Source organism: Mycobacterium sp. 852002-51163_SCH5372311 (assembly GCF_001667115.1).
Taxonomy (GTDB): domain Bacteria; phylum Actinomycetota; class Actinomycetes; order Mycobacteriales; family Mycobacteriaceae; genus Mycobacterium.
The window spans coordinates 1-6,248 of the sequence record NZ_LZIJ01000071.1; the positions used below are offsets into that span (position 1 = coordinate 1).

At 68.0% G+C, this 6,248-nt stretch carries 4 protein-coding genes; all 4 read left to right on the plus strand.

Going from position 1 to position 6,248, the window contains the following annotated elements; genetic code table 11:
* Positions 1–299 precede the first annotated feature (299 nt).
* The gene (gene ffh / locus A5791_RS08395; protein WP_067233893.1) at positions 300–1,880 is read left to right on the plus strand and encodes a signal recognition particle protein; all 1,581 of its coding nucleotides are present in this window, start codon (positions 300–302) and stop codon (positions 1,878–1,880) included.
* An 8-nt stretch (positions 1,881–1,888) separates the two neighbouring features.
* Positions 1,889–3,007 carry an amidohydrolase family protein gene (locus A5791_RS08400; protein ID WP_067233895.1) on the plus strand — a complete coding sequence of 373 codons (1,119 nt, stop codon included), beginning with the start codon at positions 1,889–1,891 and terminating at the stop codon, positions 3,005–3,007.
* A gap of 9 nt (positions 3,008–3,016) precedes the next feature.
* Positions 3,017–4,765, plus strand: coding sequence for a serine/threonine-protein kinase (locus tag A5791_RS08405; RefSeq protein ID WP_067233896.1), 1,749 nt, complete (start codon positions 3,017–3,019; stop codon positions 4,763–4,765).
* A gap of 87 nt (positions 4,766–4,852) precedes the next feature.
* Positions 4,853–6,248, plus strand: a 1,396-nt coding sequence (locus A5791_RS08410; RefSeq protein ID WP_067233898.1) for an amidohydrolase family protein, incomplete at its 3' end; no start/stop codon positions are given.

Here is a 6,248-nt window from a genome sequence, read left to right on the forward strand (position 1 = left end):
ACTTCGAGCACGTGGTTGCTCCCTTTGCTTCGCCGCTTCGCAGAAATATAGCCACCGGGAAGACGTCGGATGCTCGGCTTTCGGCATCCACCGTGTTGGGTGTGAGCCCATGGCGTTGAGTGTGAATACTGGGCTTCCGGAGTGCGTGTGGGGCGGAAATCGGCGCGCATTTCCGCCCAGGTTGCACACGCAAAGCCCAGGATTCACGCCCAAAGCCCAGGATTCACGCCCAGAGCGCCCGCAGCGCCGCGCTAGGGCTTCCCTGCGGCATCCGCCGCAGCACCGATAGGCTGGCGGGCGTGTTTGAATCGCTGTCCGACCGGTTGACCGCTGCCCTTCAGGGGCTGCGCGGCAAGGGCCGTCTCACCGACGCCGATATCGATGCCACCACCCGCGAAATCCGGCTCGCGCTGCTCGAAGCCGACGTTTCGCTGGCCGTGGTGCGCGCGTTCGTCCACCGGATCAAGGAACGCGCCCGGGGAGCCGAGGTGTCCGGCGCCCTCAACCCGGCGCAGCAGGTCGTCAAGATCGTCAACGAAGAGCTGATCGGCATCCTCGGCGGCCAGACTCGCCAGCTGGCCTTCGCAAAGACACCGCCGACCGTGGTGATGCTCGCCGGTCTGCAGGGCTCCGGCAAGACAACGCTGGCCGGCAAATTGGCCGCATGGCTGCGCGGCCAAGGACACACGCCGCTGCTGGTGGCCTGCGACCTGCAGCGGCCGGCGGCAGTCAACCAGCTGCAAGTCGTCGGGGAACGTGCCGGGGTGCCGGTATTCGCACCGCACCCGGGAGCGTCACCTGAGTCCGGCCCCGGCGACCCGGTAGCCGTCGCGTCGGCCGGGCTCGCCGAAGCCCGGGCCAAGCACTTCGACGTCGTCATCGTCGACACCGCCGGCCGGCTGGGCATCGACGAGGAGCTGATGGCCCAGGCCGCCGACATTCGCGACGCCATCGATCCCGACGAGGTGCTGTTCGTCCTGGACGCGATGATCGGCCAGGACGCGGTCGCCACCGCACGGGCATTCGGCGAGGGCGTCGGCTTCACCGGCGTGGTGCTGACCAAGCTCGACGGCGACGCGCGTGGCGGCGCCGCCCTGTCGGTCCGCGAAGTGACCGGTGTCCCGATTCTTTTCGCCTCCACCGGCGAGAAGCTGGAGGACTTCGACGTCTTCCATCCCGACCGGATGGCCAGCCGCATCCTGGGCATGGGCGACGTGCTGAGCCTGATCGAGCAGGCCGAGCAGGTCTTCGACGCCCAGAAGGCCGAGGAGGCGGCCGTCAAGATCGGCGCCGGCGAGCTGACCCTGGAGGACTTCCTGGAGCAGATGCTCGCCGTCCGCAAGATGGGCCCGATCGGCAACCTGCTGGGCATGCTGCCCGGCGCGGGCCAGATGAAGGATGCCCTGGCCGAGGTCGACGACAAGCAACTCGACCGGATCCAGGCCATCATCCGGGGCATGACGCCGGAGGAACGGGCCGATCCCAAGATCATCAACGCGTCGCGGCGGCTGCGCATCGCCAACGGCTCCGGGGTGGCCGTGTCCGAGGTCAACCAGCTGGTGGACCGGTTTTTCGAAGCCCGCAAGATGATGTCGTCGATGCTCGGCGGCATGGGCATCCCCGGGCTGGGCCGCAAGTCGGCGACGCGAAAAGCCAAGGGCGGCGCCAAGAACAAGGGCGGCAAGAAGGGCAAGAAGCGCGGCCCCACGCCGCCGAAGGTGCGCAGTCCGTTCGGGCCCGGAGTGCCCGGCGCGCCGAATATGCCGGCCGGATTCCCCGACCTGTCCCAAATGCCCGAAGGCCTCAACGAGTTGCCGCCCGGACTGGCCGACTTCGACCTGTCCAAGCTCAAGTTCCCAGGCAACCCAGGCAGGAAGTAGCCAACGCCGTGCGGCTGCACGTGCGAGGTCTGTCACTGCCCGACGAGACCGGAATCGAACTGTGGGTGGTCGACGGCCGCATCAGCACCGAGCCCGTCGCCGATGCCGACACGGTCTTTGACGGCGGCTGGATCCTGCCCGGCCTGGTCGATGCGCACTGCCACGTCGGGCTCGGTAAGCACGGCGGTGTCGAGATCGACGAGGCGATCGCCCAGGCCGAGACCGAACGCGACGCCGGCGCGCTGCTGTTGCGCGACTGCGGCGTACCGACCGACACGCGCGTCCTCGACGACCACGATGACCTGCCGCGCATCATCCGGGCAGGAAAACATCTGGCCAGGCCGAAGCGCTACATCGCCGGGTATGCGGTCGAGCTGGAGGACGAATCGCAGCTGCCCGCGGCGGTCGCCGTCGAGGCGCGACGCGGCGACGGCTGGGTCAAGCTGGTGGGCGACTGGATCGACCGCAAGGTCGGTGACCTCGCCCCGCTGTGGTCCGACGACGTGCTGAAGGCCGCGATCGACGCCGCCCACGCACAGGGCGCCCGGGTCACCGCGCACGTCTTCAGCGAGGACGCACTGCCGGGGCTGATCAAGGCCGGCATCGACTGTATCGAGCACGGCACCGGGTTGACCGACGACACCATCGCGCTGATGGTCGAGCACCGCACGGCGCTGGTCCCCACGCTGATCAACCTCGAAAACTTCCCGGGCATCGCCGACTCTGCGTCGCGCTATCCCACCTACGCCGCTCACATGCGTGACCTGTATGCCCGCGGCTACGATCGGATCGCCGCGGCGCGCGATGCGGGTGTGCCGATATACGCCGGCACCGACGCCGGAAGCATGATCGAGCACGGCCGGATCGCCGACGAGATCGAAGCCCTCAAGCGCATCGGGATGAGCCCGGCCGAAGCGTTGGGCGCCGCCTGCTGGGATGCGCGTCGCTGGCTGGGCCGCCCGGCCATCGAAGACGGGGCGCCGGCAGATCTGGTGTGCTACTCGGAAGATCCGCGCAACGATCCCGGCGTGCTGAACAATCCCGAGCTGGTGATCCTGCGCGGCAAGACGTTTCGGTTGGCGGGGTCTGGACGCGCTGAACGCGCGCGGCCTCCCGAACGCGGATAGGATCTCGAAATGGCGTTGGCCAGCGGCGCAACCTTTGCCGGGTACACGATCGCCCGCAGGCTGGGTTCGGGTGTGACGGGTGAGGTCTACCTGGCCCAGGACCCGCGGTCCGCGCGCTGGGTGGCGCTGAAAGTACTTTCACTCGCGATGTCGTCGGACGGCGAATTCCGGCGCCGATTCCACGCCGAGACCCCGGTGGTCGCGAGCCTCTATCACCGGCACATCGTGGAGGTACACGACCGCGGCGAGTCAGACGGCCAGCTCTGGGCCGCAACGGACTACATCGAGGGCATCAGCGCCGCACAGCTCATCACCGAGCGTTTCCCGGCGGTTTCACCGGCCGGCGAAGTGCTTTCGCTGGTCACCGCCATGGCCGAAGCACTCGATTACGCCCATCACCGTGGATTGCTGCATCGCGACGTCAAACCCGCCAACATCCTGCTGAGCAGCCGGGGTCAGGGTGAACAGCGAATGCTGTTGTCGGATCTCGGGATAGCCCGGCCATCCGGCACGGTGGGCTATGCCGCGCCCGAACAGTTGACGGGCCGCGATTTCGACGGGAGCGCCGACCAGTACGCGCTGGCGGCCACCGCATTTCACCTGCTGACCGGTGCGCCGCCGGTCCAGCCCGGTGACCGGACGGCCGCGGTCGACCGGCTGATGAACGACGCACCCCCCACGCTCAGTGATCAGCGCCCCGAGCTGGCCCACCTCGACGGTGTGTTCTCCAAAGCCCTGGCCAGAAATCCCGCGGACCGGTTCGCCAGCTGCGCAGAGTTTGCCGGTGCTGCAAACCAGCAGGCCGGCGTCTCGGTCGGCGAGCACAGCCCCGAGGTCGCTTTCACCGTCGAGGTCGTCGACTATCCGGCGTACGCCTGGCCCGATAGCGACAGCACAGCAAACCTGGCCGACACCCAACCGGCACCCGATTCGCGGACCGCCCCCGCTATGCCGAAACAACGCGGCACGGTACTGCAATCGGCCGCCGGGTTGCTGGCGCGGAGGCTGGGCGACTACTCGACGGCCAGCAACGGCGCACCGCGTCGGCGCCGGGTTTTGCTGGCCGGTGCGGCGGCGCTCCTGGTGGTCGGGGTGCTGGCCGCGGGCATCGCGATAGGCCGCAACGCCGAAAAGAAATCCAGTCAGGCCGCCGGCACGTCAAGGAGCACGCCGGCCGCCGTCGTGCCGCCGACCACCACCGGGCCCCCCGAGCCTTCGGCGCCGGTGCCACTCGACGGCAGTTATCGCATCGAGGTCCAGCGCGCCAAGCAGACGTTCAACTACCTTCCTGACCCGCAACCGCCGAACGTGAACACCTGGTGGGCTTTCCGCTCGTCGTGCACACCGGCGGCGTGTACCGCCAGCGGAACGCTGCTCGACGACGAGGACCACACGCAGGCCAAGTCCCCGGGCGGCGGTCATATCGTCATGCACTTCGGCGACGGTCAGTGGCAGTCCGAAGCGGAAACGGTGCAGTTCCCCTGCGTGGGTGGGAACGGACTGGCGAATACCCAGACCACGACGCAGGTGCTGACGCTGCGACCGCAGCCGCACGGTGATTTCGCCGGCGAAATGACAGTTACCGTGCAAACCAACGAATGCGGCCAGCGCGCGGCGGTGATCCGGATCCCCGCGGTGGCCAGCCGCAGCGGAGTGGTCCCTCCGGCGGTCAACGTGCCCGACCCCGGAGCGCCTGCCAGCACCCCCACCGAAGCGCCGACGACGCCGACGACCGCCCCGTCGGGTCCCGGCCGCTGATCGACCTGCAGTTATCGCTTTGGTCTCGACTCGCCGACGGTCCGGTTAAGAAAGCGAGTGCTTACAATCTAAGCGTAGACTGGGGTCATGACGTACGACGTGATCATTCGCGAGGGCTTGTGGTTCGACGGCACGGGCAGCCCTCCTCAACTTCGCACGCTGGGCATTCGCGGCGGCGTGGTGGCAACGGTGGCCGGCCCGTCGGATCCGCCGCTGGACGAGACCGGCTGCCCCGAGGTGATAGACGCGGCGGGCAAGTGGATTGTGCCGGGCTTCATCGACGTGCACACCCACTACGACGCAGAGGTGTTGCTCGATCCCGGACTGCGGGAATCCGTGCGCCACGGCGTTACCACCGTCCTGCTGGGCAACTGCTCACTGTCGACCGTCTACGCCGACTCCCAGGACGCCGCCGATCTGTTCAGCCGGGTGGAGGCGGTGCCGCGCCAGTTCGTGTACAACGCGTTGGACGCCAACAAGACGTGGTCTACCCCGGCCGAGTACATCGACGCCCTCGAGTCACTGCCGCTCGGGCCGAATGTCGGCTCGCTGCTTGGTCATTCGGATCTGCGGGCCGCTGTGATGGGGCTGGACCGCGCCACCGACCGCAACGTCCGGCCCACCGAGGCCGAGCTGCAGAAGATGACCGAACTGCTCGATGAGGCACTCGATGCCGGTGTGCTGGGCATGTCCGGGATGGACGCGGCGATCGACAAGCTGGACGGCGACCGGTTCCGGTCGCGCGCGCTCCCGTCGACCTTCGCGACCTGGCGGGAACGCCGCAGGCTGATCAACGTTCTGCGCAAGCGGGGCCGGCTGCTGCAGAGCGCCCCCGACGTGGACAACCCGGTATCCCCACTGTTGTTCTTCCTGGCCAGCAGCCGATTACTGAACGGCGGCAAGGGCACCCGGATGAGCATGCTGGTGTCCTCCGACGCCAAGTCGATGCCGCTGATGGTGTACGTCGTCGGCGTCGGCACCCGGATTCTGAACAAGCTGCTGGGCTCGAGCGTGCGGTTCCAGCACCTGCCGGTCCCGTTCACGTTGTACTCCGACGGAATCGACCTGCCGGTCTTCGAAGAGTTCGGCGCCGGCACGGCGGCCCTGCACCTGCGCGATCAGTTCGAGCGCAACGAGTTACTCGCCGACGAGTCCTACCGCCGGCGGTTCCGGCGTGAGTTCGACCGCATCAAGCTCGGAGCTTCGTTGTGGCACCGCGACTTTCACGACGCGGTGATCGTCGAGTGTCCGGACAAGACCTTGATCGGCAAGAGCTTCGGTGCCATCGCCGACGAGCGCCGGCTGCACCCGCTCGACGCGTTCCTGGACGTGCTCGTCGAGAACGGCGAACGGAACGTCCGGTGGACAACCACGATCGCCAACCACAGGCCCAAGCAGCTCGACCAGCTCGCCGCGGAGCCCAGCGTCCACATGGGCTTCTCCGACGCCGGCGCGCACCTGCGCAACATGGCGTTCTACAACT

Bases quoted from the DNA above. Each gene is read 5' to 3' on its own strand.
- A5791_RS08405 (WP_067233896.1), top strand. From the start codon at position 3,017: ATGGCGTTGGCCAGCGGCGCAACCTTTGCCGGGTACACGATCGCCCGC.